We start from the raw sequence: 17,270 nt of genomic DNA, 5'->3' as shown, positions 1-17,270 counted from the left end.
ATTTAACCTTACCGCCGTCCCCCGATTTTTACCAACACAAACCACTCGTTAGCTCAGTTGTTGAGCAATGTTTCGCACTATTGGCGTGTCGGACGACCTCGAAACGGGACAAAGTCCGTTTTGCTGCGCCAGGGATTGATGTCCTGCCCGCCGCGACGGGGGCAACGTGCGTAGATTGTCAGGCTTTGCCCAGCGTCAGTTCCGACAGGGAGGGGGCTTGGTTGGAGGACATCTGCTGTCACCTTGGTGAGAGATAGGTACAATGGTCGCCAGTTTACCGTATGCGAGAAAAAATATGGACCACGATGTACCGCACGCCCTGCGTGAATTTACCCAGCGTTATGTTGAGCTTTGGCAGCAGGAGCGCGGTCATGCGCCGGCAAGTCAGGAGCTGTACGGCGTGCCGTCGCCCTGCCTGGTCGAAAACCGTGATGACCAGGCGCTGTGGTTGCCGCAACCCTTCACCCCGGCCGCAACGCTGGAAAAGGTAGAGACTGCGCTTGAGCTTCGTCTGCAGCCGGACATCAATCTGTTTTATACCCAGCAGTATGCTGGCGATATGGGTGCGCAGTTCGGCGAACATCATTTGACCTTGCTGCAGGTATGGAGCGAAGACGATTTTATCCGCCTGCAGGAAAACCTGATCGGTCATCTGGTAACGCAAAAACGTTTGAAACTGTCCCCGACGCTGTTCCTGGCAACCACCGAATCAGAAATGACTCTGGTCTCTTTGTGCAACGTCAGTGGGAATGTGGTGCTGGAGCAATTTGGCAGCGATAAGCGCACCTTACTGGCGGCGTCGTTGGGCAATTTCCTCGATGCATTGCGCCCGCGGATTGACGCTTGACGCTAATTTAACCGTATCCCGTGTGAGATATCTCGCACACGGGCTGTGAGAGATCGCTTTTAATTTTCACCGCATTGTCGCTGAGATGGATTTTATTGTTATCCAGATCAATTGGTTAGTTTTTCTTTAGGATAACTCTTAGCATTAATTTTCCGTCAGCCTGCCGGTAAGCTCTTGTGAACCCGGGATAATTGAGCGATCTTATGTTCACCGGAAGGGATACGGCGGAGCTGGAAAGCATCAGGATGATGCAGCTTCAGGAAGAAGAAGTGGATGCGCTCAGTGAAGAGCGAAGGACGGCGTCAGGAGATGCCAGGATGTTTCAGGATTGAAACCAGGGACACCTCCAGGATGGAGATTGAGAGCCGGCAAAGGATGGTTGGCGGGTCATGAAGACTGAGGAACCGCATCAGGATGATGTTACGGGACAACGCCAGGATGGTTTGGTCAGGATGGCCGCAGGAAAAGTTTTCAAGGATTGAGCAGGGAGCACACTGTGTAGCGGGACTGCTATAAAACGAACCGAGGGCACTGTTAGCGCAGTGCCCTCAACTTTTTATACGGATTTATGCTTTAAGCCGTCAACAGGCTTAACCCTGCTCGAATTCATCTCAGTTGTTAACCAATCGCCCCCAGCGTATCGCCATCGACCTGTTTTTTAGGCAGCAGGAACAGCGTTGCATAAATATCCAGCAGATAAATCGCCGCCAGCAGGCTGATTGCCGCAGCGAAGGATACCTGCGTCACCAATGCGCCGATCACCAATGGCCCCAGGCCGCCAACGCCTCGCCCCAGATTGAACAAAATGTTTTGTGCGGTAGCGCGCGCCTGTACCGGGTAAGTATCGGAGATCAACGCGCCGTAGCCGCCAATCATCCCATTAACGAACATTCCCATCAGCGCGCCGGCAAACAGCATTAACGTCGGGTCGCTAAGTTGCGCATAGACCACTACCATCACCACCGCACCGATCTGATAGCTGATAAAAATCTTCCAGCGGCTGAAGCGGTCGGCCAAGACGCCAAACAGCCAGATACCGAACGTCATGCCGATCACCGTAACCGCTGTCCACAGGCCTGACTTGGTTAATGAGAAACCGAAGTTTTTGGCCAGGTAGGTCGGCATCCAAATCATCAGCCCGTAATAGCCGAAGTTCTGCACCGAGCACAAAATAAAAATACCGATACTGGCCTTGCTGGTGGCGCGGTCTTTGAACAGCAGCCTGATACGTTGGGCGAAAGAGAGCTGTTCACCGGTGCTTTGCTGGCGGACGAACGCTTCCGGTTCTCCCAGGGTGCGGCGGATCAGGAACGACGCCAGTGCGGGCAACAAGCCCACCAGGAACATGCCGCGCCAGCCGATATGCGTCAGCAGTAACGGGGTGAGAAACGCCGCCGCCAATACGCCAAGCTGCCAGCCCATGCCCACGTAGGCCGAGGCTCGATTGCGTTTTTCCGCCGTCCAGGCTTCGGCGATCAGCGCCATGCCGATACCGAACTCCCCGCCCAGCCCGATGCCCGCCAGCGTACGGTAGGCGAGCAAATCCCAGTAGCCTTGTGCCAGGGCACAAAGGCCGGTAAACACCGAGAACATCAGGATGGTGATGGTCAATACCCGGATACGACCAAAGCGATCGCTGAGGTGACCGAAAATCACCCCGCCCAGTACGGCGCCGATCAGCGTCCAGGTGACCAGCGAACCGGCGGCGGAAGAACTCAATCCCATTTCGATACTGATGGCCGGCAGCATAAAGCCGAGGATCAGCAAGTCAAAGCCGTCCATGGCGTAGCCGGTGACCGAAGCTAGCATGGCTTTGCCGGGCGTGGCGTGGTTTTTTGTCGTTGTGATTGCAGGCATGTGTCTAATCTGTTTGGTTTAGTCGGTGGGCCTATTGTGCCGTGGGGCGCTGGACGCCACCAGATAAAAACGGCCGTGCTAGTCAAGTCAGCCGAATTTGGGCTATAAAAATGCTATGCTTTGCCGCTTTTCAGCCACGCGGCTGAATCATCATCATGAAAATAGATCGGGAATGCAGATGAGTATAAATAATCAGGTTCGCCACAGTTTGCAGGCGATTGAACAGTCAATGCGCGATCTGGCTCTTTGGCAGGCCGCGCCGCCTGAGCCTGAGGCCTTCGCCAGCACTGAACCTTTCTGCGTAGACAGCATGTCGGCCGAAGCCTGGCTGCAATGGGTGTTTCTGCCGCGTATGTACGCGCTGCTGGATGCGGATGCGCCGTTGCCGACGCGTTTCGCCATCACGCCTTATTTTGAAGAGGCGCTGAAAGATAATGACCCCAACTGCATGCCGCTGCTGGTTGTGCTGCAGAAATTGGATAACATGCTGAATAAAGAGTCGTAATTATATTCCGACGTGGCCGCTGATTTTCGCCAGGCGGCAGATGGGTGTATTAGCGCAGGCGCCAGGATAGGGTATTTGGCGGCGTCTTTCGAACCCGATAAACCTTGGCCGTTTATCCGGGGATCTGCAAAGGATTATAAGGTGCTGCAATAATGGATTTATTAAAGTTTATCCTTCGTCTGCCTTTTACGTTAATCAAGGGCGCATTTCGCCTGCTGGCACTGAGCCTGGCGTTACTGGGCCGGTTATTCAGGCCGCTGATCGGTAATCTTGCCTGGAGTGCGCCTGCCTGGTGGACTGCGCTGTCCGGCGGTGTGAAACGGGCGTTTTTGCGGCTGGAAAGCGGCGTAAACAAATACCCGAAAGCCATCAGTCTGGCGTTGCTGGTTTTGTTGTGTATCGCCGGTGGCGCTGTCTACGGCTGGCACTGGTGGCTGAACCGACCGCAACCGATCGAACCGGCACCCATGGTGTATCAGCAAACCGACGTACAGGCCGCTGGCCCTGAAGCGATAAACTACGCGGTTCAGAAGCCGACACCGCAGAAGCTAAGCCTGACGTTCAGTCACTCGGCGGCACCTTTGACCGACGTTGGTAAAGCGGTGACCAGAGGCGTGACGCTTAAGCCGCAGGCCGAGGGCCAGTGGATCTGGAACGACGCCTCAACCCTGGTCTTTACGCCGAAAAAACCGCTGCCGATGGGCACGCAATACCAGGTTAACCTCGATCCTGCCACGTTGCTGGCCCCGCAGATCAAGCTCGCCAATACCCGTTACACCTTTAACGTGCCCGCTTTTAATTTCCAACTGGGGCAGGCCGAGTATTACCAGGACCCGCAGGATCCGAAGAAGCGCAGCGCTATCTTTAATCTGAAGTTCAATGCGCCGTTGGACGTCACCAGCTTTGAAAAACAGGTCTCGCTGGGATTGAAGGAAGGCAACGCCAAGTCGGAGAAAAAGCTTAACTTCTCGCTGGTCTACGATGAGAAAAAACTCAACGCCTGGATCCACTCAGAGCCGCTGCAGGCGCTGGATCAGGGCGGTGTGGTGCACCTGACCGTCGGCAAGGGCATCAAAGCGACGGTGCCCGCCAACGCCATCGACGAGGTGAAAAGCAACCGGGTCACGGTGCCGACGCTGTACAGCCTGGCGCTGAGCGATGCCAGCGCCCAGGTGGTCGACGCCGAGGGTGCCAAGGGGCAGCGGGCCCTGATCGTCGCTTTCAGCGACGCCGTCAAGGATAAAGAGCTGGTGCGCGCGACCAAGGCCTGGTTGCTGCCACAGCACGATCCCAGCGATGCTGAAGCCGCTAAAGACCCGAATGATTTTTATCAGTGGGATACCGACAGCGTCGCCAAGAATGTGCTGGCGCAGTCCACGCCGCTGACTCTGACGCTCAACGAAGCTGAAGAGAGCTACCAGCCACAGTTCAGCTTCAAATTCGATGCCCCGGCACATCGCTTCATGCTGCTTGAGATCGACAATCAGCTGGTCTCCAACGGCGGTTACAAAATGCCGAAAAAGGCCTACCGGGTGATTGAAGTGCCGGAGTTCCCGAAATCTCTGCAGTTCATGTCGCAAGGGTCGCTCCTGTCGGTCAACGGCGATAAGCAGATCAGCGTTGCCGCGCGCAACGTGGCGGGCCTGCGCCTGGATATCAAACGGGTGATCCCAAGCCAATTGCAGCACATCGTTTCTTTCAAAAGCAGGGAATACTCTTCCGCCGAGTTTAACCGGCTGGATGACGAATATTTTACCGAGCATTTTAAATACCAGACCGCGCTCAATAATGACCAGCCGGGCGTGGTGAATTATCAGGGCATCGATCTTTCCCGCTACTTGTCCACCAATCCTGATTCTCACCGCGGCGTTTTCCTGCTGACGCTGTCCGAATGGCAGCCGAACAAGAAGCCGGCGGAGGAAGAGGCAGGAGCGGATGAGTCTGAGGAAGAAAGCGGCGATCAAGCTGGGGTCGGCGATTCACGTTTTGTGGTAGTAACCGATCTGGGCATCGTCGCCAAAAGCTCCCAGGACAAAACGCGCGATGTATTTGTCCAATCGATTCACAGCGGCGCACCGGTCGGCAGCGCGAAAGTGTCGGTGATCGCGAAAAACGGCGTAACCTTGCTCAGTCAAATCACCGATACCAACGGCCACGTGCGCTTCCCGGCGCTTGATGTTTACACCAATGAACGCCAGCCGGTGATGTTCCTGGTGGAAAAGGAGGGCGATGTTTCCTTCTTGCCTACCGGCAGCTATAACGATCGCGGGTTGGATTTCTCGCGCTTCGACATTGCCGGTGAGCAGACCCCGACCGATCCGCGTGCGCTCAGTAGCTATCTGTTCTCCGATCGGGGCGTTTACCGGCCGGGAGATACCTTTAATGTTGGCCTGATCACCCGTGCTGCTGATTGGAGCGTGGGGCTGGCCGGCGTGCCGGTACGTGCTGAAATCCGCGATCCGCGCGATAAGCTGATGACCACGGTGCCACTGACGTTGGGCGCCAGTGGGTTCAACGAGCTGAGCTACACCACCGATGAGAATTCACCCACCGGCGAGTGGAACGTCTATCTGTATCTGGTGGGGAAAAACCACGACACCTCAACGCTGCTTGGTCATACCTCCGTCAATGTGAAAGAGTTTGAGCCGGATCAGTTGAAGGTGAAGCTGGAGCTGACGCCAAACCGGCAACAGGGCTGGGTGAAACCTTCTGAATTGAAAGCCAATATTGACGTGCAGAACCTGTTTGGCACGCCGGCGCAAGATCGTCGTGTCACTTCCAGGTTGACGCTGCGCCCCATGTATCCGAGCTTTGATCGCTTCCCGGACTACGCCTTCTACGAAAACCGGCAAAACAGCGACGGCTTCGAAACCGAGTTGGAAGAGCGCACTACCGACGAGCAGGGCGCGGCTAACATCCCGCTGGATCTCAAAGGTTATGCCGACGCCACTTATCAGTTGCAGCTGTTGTCGGAAGCCTTTGCCGCAGGCGGCGGGCGTTCGGTGGCGGCTACCGCCAGAACCCTGGTATCGCCTTATGATTATCTTGTCGGCGTGAAGGCGGATGGGGATCTTGGCTATATTAACCGCGATGCGGCGCGTCATCTAAATGTGATTGCCGTAGATCCGTCGCTCAAACAGATTGCCCTGGCGGATCTGAAGCTGGTGCTGATCGAACAGAAATTCATTTCCGTGCTGACCAAGCAGGATTCCGGCGTTTACAAATATCAATCGAAAATGAAGGAAGTGACGCTGTCGGAGCAGCCGTTGGCACTGAGTGAACAGGGGAATGATCTGCGGCTGGCGACCGACAAGCCGGGCGATTTTGTGTTGGTGATTGAAGATGCGCAGGGCAAGGTGCTCAATCGCGTAGCCTACAGCGTGGCCGGGAATGCCAACCTTAGTCGTTCGCTGGATCGCAATGCGGAACTGAAATTGAAGCTGAACCAGGCGGAATATCAACCTGGCGAAGAAATAGAGGTGTCGATCAACGCGCCTTACACCGGCAGCGGTCTGATCACCATCGAGAAAGATCACGTTTACGCCTGGCAGTGGTTCCATAGCGATACCACTAGTTCGGTACAAAAAATCCGCCTGCCAGCCAGCATGGAGGGCAACGGCTATATCAACGTGCAGTTTGTGCGCGACGTCAACTCCAGCGAAATCTTTATGAGCCCGCTGAGTTACGGCGTTATGCCATTCAAAATCAGCACCCGCGCACGGCAGAATGGGCTGGAAGTGACAGCACCAACGGTGATTAAGCCAGGCGAAGATCTGACCATGACGGTGAAAACCGATGGCCCGCAGCAGGTGGCGTTGTTCGCCGTCGATGAAGGGATCCTGCAGGTGGCTCGCTACCGCTTAAAAGATCCGCTGGAGTTCTTCTTCAGCAAGCGTGAACTGAGCGTTACCAGCTCGCAAATTCTTGACCTGATCCTGCCGGAGTTCAGCAAGCTGATGGCGCTGACGGCGGCCCCGGGCGGCGATGCGGGGGAAGGTTTGGATCTCAACCTGAACCCGTTCAAACGCAAGCGTGATAAGCCGGTCGCTTACTGGTCAGGTATCACCGAGGTGAACGGCGAGAAGGCGTTCGTCTATCCGGTGCCGGATTACTTCAACGGTAAAATCCGGGTCATGGCTATCTCGGTCACGCCGGACAAGATCGGCAAGGCGCAAACCGCCGCGACGGTGCGGGACAACTTCATCATGACGCCAAACGTACCGGCGATGGTGGCACCGGGCGATGAGTTTGACGTCAGCGTGGGCGTCAGTAACAACCTCGAAGGATTGAACGGTCAACCGGTGGCGGTAAGCGTGCACTTGACGCCGCCTCCTCAGTTGGATGTGGTTGGCAACGCCGTGCAAGGCCTGTCACTGGCGGAAAAACGCGAGGGTGTGGTTAACTTCCGCCTGCGTGCCAAGTCTGCGCTGGGGGATGCGCCTTTGGTGTTTGACGCCAGCTATGGCGACAAGAGCAGCCGCCGCACGGTCAGCACCTCGGTGCGGCCGGCTATGCCGTATCGCACCCAAACGGTAATGGGGCGGATGAGCGGCGGCAGCCAAAACGTCGAAGGCCTGCGTCAGATGTTTGACGCCTATGCGCAGCGTCAGGCGGCGGTTTCCCATTCACCGCTGGTGCTGACCAACGGGCTGGCTCAATACCTGGCAGACTACCCTTACTACTGTTCCGAGCAGATCGTCAGCCGCTCCATTCCGCTGATCCTGCAGAGCCGTCATCCGGAAATGGCGGGGGGCCTGAGCCAGTCCGAGGTTAGCAAACAGCTACGCAACCTGCTCGGCGTGTTGCGTTCTCGTCAGAATGACAGCGGGGCCATTGGCGCCTGGCGGTCATCGCCGGATGCCGATCCTTTCGTTACGCCGTATGTGGTCCAGTATCTGCTGGAAGCGAAACAAGCCGGGTATGCGCTGCCGGAGGGGATGCTTGAGGAGGCCAACGGCGCACTGCGTGAATTGGCGGCCAGCGGCTTTGATGACCTGTATCGGCTGCGTTTGCGCAGCTGGGCTATCTATCTGCTGACGCGGCAAGGCGAGGTGACCACCAATGCGCTGGCAATGGTGCAGGATACGCTGCAAAAACGCTATCCGGACAGTTGGAAAACCGATCTGAGCGCGCTGTATCTGGCATCGTCTTATCAATTGCTGAAGATGGATGACGAGGCAGCCGCACTATTGCAGCCAAGCTGGCAGCAGTTGAGCAAAGCCTATGACAGCGCCTGGTGGACGCAGAATTACTTTGATCCGCTGGTGCAGGATGCGACGCGGCTGTATTTGATTACCCGCCATTTCCCGGAAAAGGTGGCATCGATTCCGCCGCAGGTGTTGGAGAACATGGTGAAGGCGCTGAAAGAAGAGCGCTACACCACCTACTCTTCCGCGATGAGCATACTGGCGCTGGAGAGCTATTCGGCCCAGGTGGCGCAGTCAGCCAACGCGGGTTCGCTGGACATTACGCAGATTGGTAAAGGCGGCAATGCAGCACCACAGCGGATAGCCGAGCTGCAGGGGCTGTTTGCCAAAGGGCAGTTTACCGCTGATGCCGCCGCTGTCCGTTTTACCAACAGCGGTGATGCGCCGGCCTGGTACTCGGTGACGCAGGCCGGTTATGACCTTGCTGCGCCACAGAAAGCCCTGGCACGCGGGCTGGAAATCACCCGCGATTACACCGATGAGCAGGGTAAGCCGGTCACGCAGGTAACGCTGGGCCAGAAGGTCAATGTACATCTGAAAATCCGTGCTAACGCTAAAGAGGGGCTGAGCAATCTGGCGATCGTCGATCTGTTGCCGGGCGGGTTCGAAGTGGTGCAGCAAACGCCGCCGGAACCTGCTGCTGACGAGGACAGCGAAGCGGAAGCGCCAAGCAGCGGTTGGCAGTCACCGCTGGCGGCTTCAGGATCCAGCTGGGCGCCGGATTACAGCGACATTCGTGAAGATCGGGTGATCATTTACGGCAGTGCCAGCACCGACGTACAGGAGTTCGTTTACCAGATCAAAGCGACCAATACCGGCAGCTTTATTATCCCACCGGCCTATGGCGAAGCCATGTATGACCGTGAAGTACAGGCCATGTCGGTCGGCAGCGGTAAACTGGTGGTGGTGCCGGCGGAAAATAAATAAGCCGTGACTGGCGTCGGGCGGATATCCGCCCGACGCCAGCGCGTTGAGATCCGATGAAAATCCTGAAAACACCCTGGCTGCAGAATAGCCTGATGGCGGTCTTTCTGCTCGCGCTGGTGCTGGGTGCCATTCGGTTATGGCCCCACCCGCCGTTGGCGCAAGAATTACCGCTGTCCTCCACCTACTATGATCGCCAAGGTACGCTGATGCGCATCACGCTGGCCAACGACGATCGTTACCGGCTATGGACTCCGCTGGAGGATATTTCACCTTTGGCGGTGCGTGGTCTGTTGCTGCATGAGGATCGGTGGTTTTACTACAACCCCGGTTTTAACCCCGTTAGCCTGGCGCGCGGCTTCTGGCGCAGCTATGTTTCCGGTGGCAGGATGCAGGGCGGTTCGACCATCAGCATGCAACTGGCGCGCATGCGCTGGCATCTCAACACCCGTACGCCGGGTGGCAAACTGCTGCAAGTGGCGCGTGCGATACAGCTAGAACTGAGCTACTCCAAGCACGATATTTTGGAAGCCTACCTGAACTACGCTCCTTACGGTCGCAATATCGAAAGCATCGGTGCCGCCAGCCTGATCTACTTCGCCAAGCCACCGCGAGACCTGACTCTGCCGGAAGCGTTAACCCTGGCCGTATTGCCGCAGTCACCCAGTTACCGTCTGGAACCGAAAACGGGCGTGCTGGGTGTTGCCCTGACGCAGGCGCGCGACCGCTTGTTCCAGCGCTGGCAGCAAGTCTACGCGACCGACAGCAGCCAACAGGCCCTGTTTCGGCTCCCGCTAGCGCTGCGTCAACCCGAGCAGATGCCCTATATTGCACCACACTTTATCGAGCAACTGCGTCAGCAGACTCAGCAGCTGGTGCAGCGTAATAGCCGCGTCGACACCACGCTGGACGTGGGGCTGCAACGTTTGGTCGAACGCCAGGTAAATGCCTTTATCGTCCGTAATCAGAGCCGTGGGATCCACAATGCTGCAGTGCTGCTGGTGGACAGCCGCGATATGGGGGTCAGGGCGCTGGTGGGGTCAGCAGACTATTACAACCGCCAGATCCAAGGGCAGGTGAACGGGACCCATGCCAAGCGTTCGCCCGGTTCGACCCTGAAGCCCTTTATCTATGCCCTGGGCATGGAGCAAGGCGTGCTGCATCCGATGACCATCCTGAAAGATGTACCTTCCTCATTTGGTGCCTACGCGCCGGAGAATTTTGACCGGCGTTTTCTTGGGCCGGTAACCGCCACCGATGCGCTGAATTTTAGCCGCAATATTCCCGCTGTGTACGTGGCGTCGCAACTGCGGCAGCCGACGTTCTATCAGTTCCTGCGCCTGACCGGCGTTGAGAATATGGCCAGCGAGAATCACTATGGCTTGTCGCTGGTATTGGGGGGCGGTGAGGTTACCGCTCAGGAACTGGCGAAGCTCTATGCTCTGTTGGCGAATCGCGGCGCATTGCGTCCGTTACGCATGCTGAGTAGCGATGCGGAGACGCCGGCGGTGCGCTTGCTCAGCGAAGAGGCCAGTTTTATTACGCTGGATATGCTGCGTCAACACCGACGGCCGGGAGATACCTTGGCGCAGCGTTCATCGTCGCTGCCGGTCTATTGGAAAACCGGGACTTCATGGGGATTTCGCGATGCCTGGAGCGTAGGGATTTTCGGGCCCTATGTTCTGGTGGTGTGGGAGGGGAACTTCGACAGTCGCGGCAATAATGCCCTGGTGGGCGCCGATGCAGCGGCTCCGTTATTCTTCAATATTATCGACAGTGTGCATGCCAGCTATCCCACGCTGCGGGAGCCCCGAAAGCCATTTCCGAAGCGGCTGCGGCGGGTGGATATTTGTCTGGCCAGCGGCGATTTACCCACCCCCTGGTGCCAGCAAAAGGGCAAAACTTGGTTTATTCCCGGCAAGTCACCGATCAAGGTCGACAGCGTTTATCGGCCGGTGGTGCTGGATATTCACAGCGGTGAGGTGGCCTGTCCGCCCTATGACCAGGCACAAACCCGCACTGAGGTGTTTGAGTTCTGGCCTTCCGATCTGGCCAACGTGTTCGCTCAGGCCGGGTTGCCTAAGCGTTCGCCGCCGATAAATCGCTGTAAGGACAACGGTATTGCCGTCGGGGGTAATGCGCCGCGCATCACCTCGCCGCTTAAGAACACCACCTATACCCTGCGGCAATCGCAGCAGGGACGCGATAAAATTGCCTTCAACGCAGTGACCGATGCCGACAGCAAAACGGTGTACTGGTTTGTTGACGATATCTATCTCGGTAGCAGCGCCAGCAAAAAGGCTATCGACTGGCGGCCGATCAACAATGGGCAGTACCGCATTCGGGCGGTGGACGATCGCGGCCGGGCCGATAGTCGTCTGGTGACCATCGAATGGGTTAACTAGCCCTGACGCACTGCTGTATACTCGCGCCGGAATCTGGGCTTTTACGTAGGAAAAGAGATTGTGATTGAGGTTTTGTATCAGGATGAGCACCTGGTGGCGGTGAACAAGCCGTCCGGTTGGCTGGTGCACCGCAGCTGGCTGGATCGCCATGAAACCCGGTTTGTGATGCAGACCGTGCGCGATCAGATTGGCCAGCACGTGTTTACCGTGCATCGCCTTGATCGTCCTACATCCGGGGTATTGCTGATGGCGCTGTCCAGCGAGGTGGCGCGGCTGTTGTCGCAGCAGCTTGAACAGCATCAGATGCAGAAAACCTACCATGCGGTGGTCCGCGGTTACGTGCTGGAAGGCGATACCCTCGATTACCCGTTGACGGAAGAGCTGGACAAAATTGCCGACAAGTTTGCCTCGGCGGACAAAGGTCCGCAGCCGGCAGTCACCCATTATCGGCCGCTGGCGCAGGCAGAGATGCCGGTGGCGATTGGCCGTTACGACAGCGCGCGCTACAGCCTGGTTGAACTGAAACCGGAGCATGGCCGCAAGCACCAGCTGCGGCGCCATATGGTGCATATCCGCCATCCCATCATCGGTGACAGCAAGCACGGCGATCTGCGTCAGAACCGCGGCATGGCGGAGCATTTCGGCTGTTCACGCCTGATGCTTCACGCCAGTCACCTGCAGCTGAATCACCCGGTGACCGGTGAGCCGCTGCAGATTTCCGCTCGCTGGGACGAGTCCTGGCAGGGCGTTATGTCACAGTTTGGCTGGGCGGAGAGTATCCCTGAGCTTGCCAGGGTTGAGTTTCCTTCAGCTAGCGGTCAGGATAACTGATCATTTCTAAAGGTATTTAAGGGAGTAGGAGCAATGGCTCAGGTTGGAATCTTCGTGGGAACGGTTTACGGTAACTCACTGCTGGTGGCGGAAGAAGCGGAAAATATCCTCAGCGAACAGGGGCATGAGGTCAAACTGTTCGAGGAGGGCACGCTTGAAGCCTGGCAGTTTTACCGTCAGCATTACGCGTTGGTAATTACCTCCACCACCGGTCAGGGCGATTTGCCGGACAGCATTGCACCGCTGTTCCATGCTATTCGCGATCGGGTCGGCTACCAGCCAGAGCTGCGTTACGGACTGATCGCGTTGGGTGACAGCAGCTACGATAACTTCTGCGGTGCAGGGCGCGCATTTGATGCATTGCTGCAGGAGCAAGGAGCAACTCGCGTAGGTGAGGTGTTGGAAATCGATGCGATGGAACAGCCGGAGCCGGAAGTGGTTTCCTGCCCGTGGGTCGAGCAGTGGGCCACATTGCTGAAATAGAATTACCCGTTGCCTTTCAAGTTGCAGCGTTGTTAGCTGCAACTTGAAATTCATAGGGTAAAAATGAAGTCCAGTAGATCCAGTTCGCTGAACCCTTACTTACCGCGGGTCAGTTTTTCCAGATCGGATTCGATCTCGGCAATCTTGTGGGAAACCACGCCTTCCAGATGACGCAGGTCATCAAGAATTTTGCGTTTCAGATCCACTTCAACCTGGTCCCGCTGGCACAGCTGATCCAGCTCATCAATCACGTAACGCAGGTTCGGGTTAATTTCGTGGATTTCTTTGTAACCCTGGCCGGCATTGTCCGCAACCACGGTCTTGCGTTGGCGCGGGTATTTGAACTTCACGCTTTTGGCAAAGAACTCGCCTTTATCCTTGCGGAAATAAATCTTAAGAATGTCGTTATTGGCCTCCTGACGCAGGCTATAGCGATCGACATCTTCCGGTTGATTGATTCCTAAGCTTTTCAGGTTGTCATACATAATAGCGCCACCTTATAAATAGACTTTATTCCACGGTCTGGGATTATGGCGAATAACCACGCCAGAGACTGTGACTGCTCACGTAATGAAGACAAAAAAATAGCGGGTGATTCACCCGCTATCTTAATTTAGTCGATGGTGCGCAATAACTCATTAATGCCGACTTTGCCGCGCGTCTTGGCATCGACTTTTTTGACGATCACTGCGCAGTACAGGCTGTAAGAGCCATCTTTGGACGGCAGGTTACCGGAAACCACCACCGAGCCGGCAGGCACGCGGCCGTAGTGCACTTCACCGGTTTCGCGGTCGTAAATGCGGGTGCTCTGGCCCAGGTATACGCCCATGGAAATTACGGAACCTTCTTCTACGATCACGCCTTCAACCACTTCTGAACGCGCACCGATGAAGCAGTTGTCTTCAATGATGGTCGGGTTGGCCTGCAGAGGCTCCAGTACGCCACCGATGCCGACGCCGCCGGACAGGTGAACGTTCTTGCCGATTTGCGCGCAAGAGCCGACGGTAGCCCAGGTATCCACCATGCTGCCTTCGTCAACGTAAGCGCCGATGTTTACATAGGATGGCATCAGAACCGTGTTGCGGGCGATGAATGCGCCCTGGCGAACGGTCGCCGGTGGCACTACGCGGAAGCCTTCTTTCTGGAAGCGCGCTTCGTCGTAATCGGCGAATTTCATTGGCACTTTGTCGTAATAACGGGTTTCTGCACCGTCCATCACTTTGTTGTCATTGATGCGGAAAGAAAGCAGCACGGCCTTTTTCAGCCACTGATGCGTTACCCACTGACCGTCAATCTTCTCGGCAACGCGCAGGGCGCCGCTGTCCAGCAGGCCGATCACCTGGTTTACCGCTTCGCGCGTTACGGTGTCTACGTTCGCCGGGGTGATTTCCGCGCGGCGCTCGAAGGCGTTTTCAATAACGTTTTGTAATTGCTGCATGCTGTTCTCTGTCCTGATGTTGTCTACGAAAAGGTTACTTGTATCACAATTTATCGTTTGGATTGAGGGCCTCTGTCAACCGTTGTTCCAACTTTCTGCGCGTTTCCGGGTTAAGGGCGCGTCGATCGCTGTCGGCCAGAATAAATAAATCCTCAACCCGCTCGCCAATGGTGGAGATGCGCGCGCCATGCAGTGACAAACCGAGATCGGCGAACACTTCGCCTACCCGGGCCAGCAGGCCTGGCTGATCGAGCGCGGTCAGTTCCAGATAGCTGCGGCGGTCGGTATGGGTTGGCAGGAAGCTGACTTCGGTCGGCACGCTGAAATGACGCAGCTTGGAGGACGGCCTGCGCACGCGCGGCGGCTGATATTCCCGCTGGGTAATGGCCTGTACCAACGCGTGGCGGATCGCCGCATGGCGGTCCTGCGCCAGCGGGCTGCCATCCGGCTCCAGTACGATAAAGGTATCCATCGCCATGCCGTCGCGATTGGTGAAGATCTGTGCGTCGTGCACGCTCAGGTTGCGACGATCCATCTCGCCGGCCACGGCGGCAAACAGGTATGGGCGATCCGGACTCCAGATGAAAATCTCGGTGCCGCCGCGCGTCGCCTGGCGGCTGACCAGCACCAGAGGCTGGGTGGAGTCATGGGCCAGCAGATGGCGTGCGTGCCAGGCCAATTGGTTCGGCGAATGGCGCAGGAAGTAATCGGCACGACAGCGGCTCCAGATACGGTGCAGCGCTTCTTCGTCGATATTGTCCATGCGCAGCAGCGCCAGCGCTTGCAGGCGGTGGTGACGCACGCGTTCGCGCAAATCAGGGCTGTTCTGCATGCCGCGGCGCAGCTGTTTTTCGGTGGCGAAATAGAGCTCACGCAACAGGCTCTGTTTCCAGCTGTTCCACAGGGTCTCGTTGGTGGCGCAGATGTCCGCTACGGTCAGGCAAACCAGATAACGCAGGCGGGTTTCACTCTGCACTTCGGCGCTAAACTGCTGAATCACCGTCGGATCCTGAATGTCGCGCCGTTGGGCGGTGACCGACATCAGTAAATGGCAGCGAACCAGCCAGGCCACCAGTTGAGACTCACGGGAATTCAAACCGTGCAGCTCGGCGAACTCCAACGCGTCCTGCGCGCCGAGGATCGAGTGGTCGCCGCCGCGGCCTTTGGCGATATCGTGGAACAGCGCCGCCAGCAGCAGAAGTTCAGGGTTCGGCAGGCGCGGATACAGCTCAACGCACAGCGGGTGACGTGGCCGCGTTTCGGCATCGGCAAAGCTTTCCAGTTTTTGCAGGACGCGAACGGTGTGTTCGTCGACGGTGTAGGCATGAAACAGGTCGAACTGCATTTGCCCGACAATTTTGCCCCACTGCGGCATATAGGCCCACAGTACGCTGTGGCGGTGCATCGGCACCAGCGCCCGCGAAACGGCACCTGGGTGACGCAGGATGGCCATAAACAGATCGCGTGCTTCCGCAATGGTGCACAGCGGCTGTTTCAGATGGCGGCGCGCATGACGCAACTGGCGGACGGTGGTGGAGTAAATGCCTTTGATTTCGCGGTTGCGCACCATCAGGTAGAACATCCGCATGATCGATTCCGGCTGACGAATAAACAGCGTTTCGTCACGCAGGTCGATCAGGTCGCCACGCAGTTGAAAATCTTCGTTCAACGGCCGGGGTTTTTCCGTGGCGTCCAGGGCCAGAATCGCCTCATCGAACAGCTGCAGCAGCATGTGGTTCAGTTCGCCGACGCGGCGGGTCATGCGATAAAAATCTTTCATCATGCGCTCGACCGGTTCGTTGCCTTCCCCCTCATAACGCAGCAACTGCGCCACGTTAAGCTGGCGATCGAACAGCAGTCGGTTATCGTAGCGGGGCAACACCAGATGCAGCGCGAAGCGAATGCGCCACAGGAAGCTTTGGCATTCGTTAAGTTCGTTGCGTTCGGCCTGGGTCAGAAAACCAAAGCCGACCATTTCGTCCAGCGAAGTGGCGCCGAAGTGACGGCGCGCTACCCACAGCAGGGTGTGAATGTCCCGCAGGCCACCGGGGCTGCTCTTGATGTCCGGCTCCAGATTGTAGCTGGTGCCGTGGTAGCGTTGGTGGCGCTCTTGCTGTTCGACCAACTTGGCGTGGAAAAATTGGGGGGAGGGCCAGAAGCCGTCGCTGAAAATGTGCTTTTGCATTTGCAGGAACAAGGCCACATCGCCGCAGATCATGCGTGATTCAATCAGGTTGGTGGCGACGGTCAGATCTGCCAGACCCTCCAGCAGGCACTCCTCGAGCGTACGTACGCTGTGGCCCACTTCCAGCTTAAGATCCCACAGCAGGGTGATAAATTCCCCCACGCGCTGGGATTGCTGTTCATTCAACCGGCGCTGGCTCAGCACCAGCACGTCAATGTCCGAAAGCGGGTGCAATTCGCCACGGCCATAACCGCCGACCGCCACCAAAGCGGTTTCCGGAATATCTTCGAAACCGTAAAACACCCACAGGCGACGCAGCAGGCGATCGATAAAGTCGCTGCGGGCGGCGACCAGGCTTTCGGCGCTGGAGCCGGCATTGAACGCTTCTGCCAGCCACAGTTGGAACTGTTCGAGGCGCTGTTTCAGCGCGACGCAGTTGAGCTCCTCATCGCCATAGGCGTTGGGATATTCAGGCTGCTCCGGCACGGCCTGTCGTGGAATGACCGAGGTGTCTTGTTGGCGAAAGTTTTCAGACATAGTACGCAGCCCATAAAAAAGGCCGGCAAAAGCCGGCCTGTGACATCATGC

10 protein-coding genes and 1 pseudogene are annotated in these 17,270 nt (G+C 57.0%); 6 read left to right on the top strand and 5 right to left on the bottom strand.

What is annotated here, in order from left to right:
- Positions 1 to 77: 77 nt before the first annotated feature.
- A pseudogene (gene queF, locus AC1RKG_RS18575) lies at positions 78 to 188 on the bottom strand (NADPH-dependent 7-cyano-7-deazaguanine reductase QueF); the annotation flags it as partial.
- Positions 189 to 295: 107 nt separating this feature from the next.
- On the opposite strand from queF, the gene syd reads away from it, so the two are divergent.
- Positions 296 to 847 (top strand): SecY-interacting protein, encoded by a 552-nt coding sequence (gene syd, locus AC1RKG_RS18570; protein ID WP_128865130.1) that lies wholly within the window; start codon positions 296 to 298, stop codon positions 845 to 847.
- A gap of 618 nt (positions 848 to 1,465) precedes the next feature.
- Here syd and AC1RKG_RS18565 read toward each other — a convergent pair.
- Positions 1,466 to 2,704, bottom strand: coding sequence for an MFS transporter (locus tag AC1RKG_RS18565; RefSeq protein ID WP_493183565.1), 1,239 nt, complete (start codon positions 2,702 to 2,704; stop codon positions 1,466 to 1,468).
- Positions 2,705 to 2,882: 178 nt separating this feature from the next.
- Between AC1RKG_RS18565 and AC1RKG_RS18560 the strand changes: the two genes are divergently transcribed.
- The 5 genes from AC1RKG_RS18560 (at position 2,883) to AC1RKG_RS18540 (ending at position 13,059) form a co-directional block, all read left to right on the top strand.
- Positions 2,883 to 3,209, top strand: a complete 327-nt coding sequence (locus AC1RKG_RS18560; protein ID WP_170868555.1) for a YqcC family protein — start codon at positions 2,883 to 2,885, stop codon at positions 3,207 to 3,209.
- A 152-nt stretch (positions 3,210 to 3,361) separates the two neighbouring features.
- Positions 3,362 to 9,343 (top strand): alpha-2-macroglobulin, encoded by a 5,982-nt coding sequence (locus AC1RKG_RS18555; protein ID WP_493183564.1) that lies wholly within the window; start codon positions 3,362 to 3,364, stop codon positions 9,341 to 9,343.
- Positions 9,344 to 9,396: 53 nt separating this feature from the next.
- The gene (gene pbpC / locus AC1RKG_RS18550) at positions 9,397 to 11,745 is read left to right on the top strand and encodes a penicillin-binding protein 1C (RefSeq protein ID WP_493183563.1); all 2,349 of its coding nucleotides are present in this window, start codon (positions 9,397 to 9,399) and stop codon (positions 11,743 to 11,745) included.
- Between the two features lie 60 nt (positions 11,746 to 11,805).
- Positions 11,806 to 12,576 carry a tRNA pseudouridine(65) synthase TruC gene (truC, locus tag AC1RKG_RS18545; RefSeq protein WP_020828370.1) on the top strand — a complete coding sequence of 257 codons (771 nt, stop codon included), beginning with the start codon at positions 11,806 to 11,808 and terminating at the stop codon, positions 12,574 to 12,576.
- Positions 12,577 to 12,609: 33 nt separating this feature from the next.
- Positions 12,610 to 13,059, top strand: a complete 450-nt coding sequence (locus AC1RKG_RS18540; RefSeq protein ID WP_020828369.1) for a flavodoxin — start codon at positions 12,610 to 12,612, stop codon at positions 13,057 to 13,059.
- Positions 13,060 to 13,154: 95 nt separating this feature from the next.
- Here the strand turns inward: AC1RKG_RS18540 and AC1RKG_RS18535 are convergent, their stop codons facing one another.
- From AC1RKG_RS18535 to glnD, 3 genes are all read right to left on the bottom strand, one after another.
- On the bottom strand, positions 13,155 to 13,544 hold the full coding sequence (locus AC1RKG_RS18535) for a DUF3461 family protein (protein ID WP_006318690.1): 390 nt from the start codon (positions 13,542 to 13,544) through the stop codon (positions 13,155 to 13,157).
- 128 nt (positions 13,545 to 13,672) lie between these two features.
- Positions 13,673 to 14,497: a 2,3,4,5-tetrahydropyridine-2,6-dicarboxylate N-succinyltransferase gene (gene dapD, locus AC1RKG_RS18530; RefSeq protein ID WP_020828368.1), complete on the bottom strand. Its 825-nt coding sequence runs from the start codon at positions 14,495 to 14,497 to the stop codon at positions 13,673 to 13,675.
- Positions 14,498 to 14,540: 43 nt separating this feature from the next.
- On the bottom strand, positions 14,541 to 17,219 hold the full coding sequence (gene glnD / locus AC1RKG_RS18525) for a bifunctional uridylyltransferase/uridylyl-removing protein GlnD (RefSeq protein ID WP_176984336.1): 2,679 nt from the start codon (positions 17,217 to 17,219) through the stop codon (positions 14,541 to 14,543).
- Positions 17,220 to 17,270 lie beyond the last annotated feature (51 nt).

The sequence above is a fragment of the Serratia sp. GW822-FHT06D09 genome (assembly GCF_058799515.1).
This window is presented reverse-complemented; position numbering and strand designations above follow the sequence as displayed.

Coding starts and splice junctions, on each gene's coding strand:
- syd (WP_128865130.1), top strand. CDS start 296: ATGGACCACGATGTACCGCACGCCCTGCGTGAATTTACCCAGCGTTAT.
- AC1RKG_RS18535 (WP_006318690.1), bottom strand. CDS start 13,544: ATGTATGACAACCTGAAAAGCTTAGGAATCAATCAACCGGAAGATGTC.
- AC1RKG_RS18555 (WP_493183564.1), top strand. CDS start 3,362: ATGGATTTATTAAAGTTTATCCTTCGTCTGCCTTTTACGTTAATCAAG.
- pbpC (WP_493183563.1), top strand. CDS start 9,397: ATGAAAATCCTGAAAACACCCTGGCTGCAGAATAGCCTGATGGCGGTC.
- AC1RKG_RS18560 (WP_170868555.1), top strand. CDS start 2,883: ATGAGTATAAATAATCAGGTTCGCCACAGTTTGCAGGCGATTGAACAG.
- AC1RKG_RS18540 (WP_020828369.1), top strand. CDS start 12,610: ATGGCTCAGGTTGGAATCTTCGTGGGAACGGTTTACGGTAACTCACTG.
- dapD (WP_020828368.1), bottom strand. CDS start 14,497: ATGCAGCAATTACAAAACGTTATTGAAAACGCCTTCGAGCGCCGCGCG.
- AC1RKG_RS18565 (WP_493183565.1), bottom strand. CDS start 2,704: ATGCCTGCAATCACAACGACAAAAAACCACGCCACGCCCGGCAAAGCC.
- glnD (WP_176984336.1), bottom strand. CDS start 17,219: ATGTCTGAAAACTTTCGCCAACAAGACACCTCGGTCATTCCACGACAG.